Here is a 2,817-nt window from a genome sequence, read left to right on the forward strand (position 1 = left end):
AGTACCTGAAACCGTGTGCCTACAATCCGTCGGAGCTTGGCTTTGTGCTGGGTGACGGCGTGCCTTTTGAAGAATGAGCCTGCGAGTTAGTGGTGCGTGGCGAGGTTAACCCGTGGGGGGTAGCCGTAGCGAAAGCGAGTCCGAACAGGGCGTTGACATTTCGGTGTTGTAGTCGCGTGCTCTAGACCCGAAGCGGAGTGATCTACCCATGGCCAGGTTGAAGCGTGGGTAAGACCGCGTGGAGGACCGAACCCACCAGGGTTGAAAACCTGGGGGATGAGCTGTGGGTAGGGGTGAAAGGCCAATCAAACTCCGTGATAGCTGGTTCTCCCCGAAATGCATTTAGGTGCAGCGTCGCGTGTTTCTTGCTGGAGGTAGAGCTACTGGATGGCCGATGGGCCCCACCGGGTTACTGACGTCAGCCAAACTCCGAATGCCGGTAAGTGAGAGCGTGGCAGTGAGACTGCGGGGGATAAGCTTCGTAGTCGAGAGGGAAACAGCCCAGATCATCAGCTAAGGCCCCTAAGCGTGTGCTAAGTGGGAAAGGATGTGGAGTTGCGCAGACAACCAGGAGGTTGGCTTAGAAGCAGCCACCCTTGAAAGAGTGCGTAATAGCTCACTGGTCAAGTGATTCCGCGCCGACAATGTAGCGGGGCTCAAGTACACCGCCGAAGCTGTGGCATTCACATGTGAACCTCTCTCCATCGATTCGTTGGTCTTTAGGCTGGCGGTGTGTGGTGGTGGGCAGGTGTGTGGATGGGTAGGGGAGCGTCGTGTGTGGGGTGAAGCCGCCTGGTGATGGTGTGGTGGACTGCACGCGAGTGAGAATGCAGGCATGAGTAGCGAATGACGGGTGAGAACCCCGTCCGCCGATTGACCAAGGGTTCCAGGGCCAGGTTCATCCGCCCTGGGTAAGTCGGGACCTAAGGCGAGGCCGACAGGCGTAGTCGATGGACAACGGGTTGATATTCCCGTACCGGTGTAGAACCGTCCATGGCGAGGCCGGGGATGCTGAGCACCCAAAGCCGGTACTACCTTCGGGTGGTGCTTGGTGGAGCGTGTGACCCGATCCGGTAGTAGTCAAGCGTGTTAACAGGGGTGACGCAGGAGGGTAGCTTCCGCGTGGCGATGGTTGTCCACGTCCAAGGGTGTAGGACGAGGGGTTGGCAAATCCGCTCCTCTTGCTTTGATGCTGAGTCTGAGACCTGATGGTGACCCCGTTGGGGGGAAGTAGGGTGATCCCATGCTGTCTAGAAAAGCCTCGGCGCGAGGTTCGAGCCGCCCGTACCCTAAACCGACTCAGGTGGTCAGGTAGAGAATACCGAGGCGTGCGAGTGAATCGTGGTTAAGGAACTCGGCAAAATGCCCCCGTAACTTCGGGAGAAGGGGGGCCTGAGGCGTGAAGCCCTTCGCGGGCTAGCGTTTGAGGGCCGCAGAGACCAGGGGGAAGCGACTGTTTACTAAAAACACAGGTCCGTGCGAAGTCGCAAGACGATGTATACGGACTGACGCCTGCCCGGTGCTGGAACGTTAAGGGGACCGGTTACTCACGCTTGCGTGGGGACGCTGAGAACTTAAGCGCCAGTAAACGGCGGTGGTAACTATAACCATCCTAAGGTAGCGAAATTCCTTGTCGGGTAAGTTCCGACCTGCACGAATGGCGTAACGACTTCCCTGCTGTCTCAACCGCGAACTCGGCGAAATTGCACTACGAGTAAAGATGCTCGTTACGCGCAGCAGGACGGAAAGACCCCGGGACCTTCACTATAGCTTGGTATTGGTGTTCGGGACGGCTTGTGTAGGATAGGTGGGAGACTGTGAAGCTGGCACGCTAGTGTTGGTGGAGTCGTCGTTGAAATACCACTCTGGTCGTTCTGGATGTCTAACTTCGGTCCGTGATCCGGATCAGGGACAGTGCCTGGTGGGTAGTTTAACTGGGGCGGTTGCCTCCTAAAGAGTAACGGAGGCGCCCAAAGGTTCCCTCAGCCTGGTTGGCAATCAGGTGTTGAGTGTAAGTGCACAAGGGAGCTTGACTGTGAGACCGACAGGTCGAGCAGGGACGAAAGTCGGGACTAGTGATCCGGCCGTGGAGTGTGGAATCGCGGTCGCTCAACGGATAAAAGGTACCCCGGGGATAACAGGCTGATCTTGCCCAAGAGTCCATATCGACGGCATGGTTTGGCACCTCGATGTCGGCTCGTCGCATCCTGGGGCTGGAGTAGGTCCCAAGGGTTGGGCTGTTCGCCCATTAAAGCGGTACGCGAGCTGGGTTTAGAACGTCGTGAGACAGTTCGGTCCCTATCCGCTGCGCGCGTTGGAAACTTGAGAAGGGCTGTCCCTAGTACGAGAGGACCGGGACGGACGAACCTCTGGTGTGCCAGTTGTTCTGCCAAGGGCATGGCTGGTTGGCTACGTTCGGAAGGGATAACCGCTGAAGGCATCTAAGCGGGAAGCCTGCTTCGAGATGAGGTTTCCGTGCCCCTTTGTGGGGTGGGAGGCTCCCTGGAGATGACGGGGTTGATAGGCCGGGTGTGGAAGCAGCGACGGAAGAGTTGTGGAGCTGACCGGTACTAATAGGCCGATCGCTTGTCTACTACGCACCAGCCGGCATCACTGTGGTGGTGGCGATGGCGGGTGTGTGATGGCGAGTGCAATCAACGTGACGAGCTTGGTCTACTGGACACTCACTGCGAGTGTTTCGCGTCCATTGTGTGGTTCTCGGGAGAGAACCCTTGTGTTCGATCCTGGCCTGTGTGGTCCGGTGGTCATAGCGGTGGGGAAACGCCCGGTCTCATTCCGAACCCGGAAGCTAAGCCC

2 rRNA genes are annotated in these 2,817 nt (G+C 57.9%); both read left to right on the plus strand.

From position 1 onward, the window contains the following. Positions 1–2,594: ribosomal RNA gene (locus tag AB2L27_RS20075) — 23S ribosomal RNA — on the plus strand; the annotation flags it as partial. Between the two features lie 163 nt (positions 2,595–2,757). Continuing rightward, positions 2,758–2,817 (plus strand): 5S ribosomal RNA (gene rrf, locus AB2L27_RS20080); the annotation flags it as partial.

Origin of the sequence: Kineococcus halophytocola, assembly GCF_041276425.1 — a bacterium.
Taxonomy (GTDB): domain Bacteria; phylum Actinomycetota; class Actinomycetes; order Actinomycetales; family Kineococcaceae; genus Kineococcus; species Kineococcus halophytocola.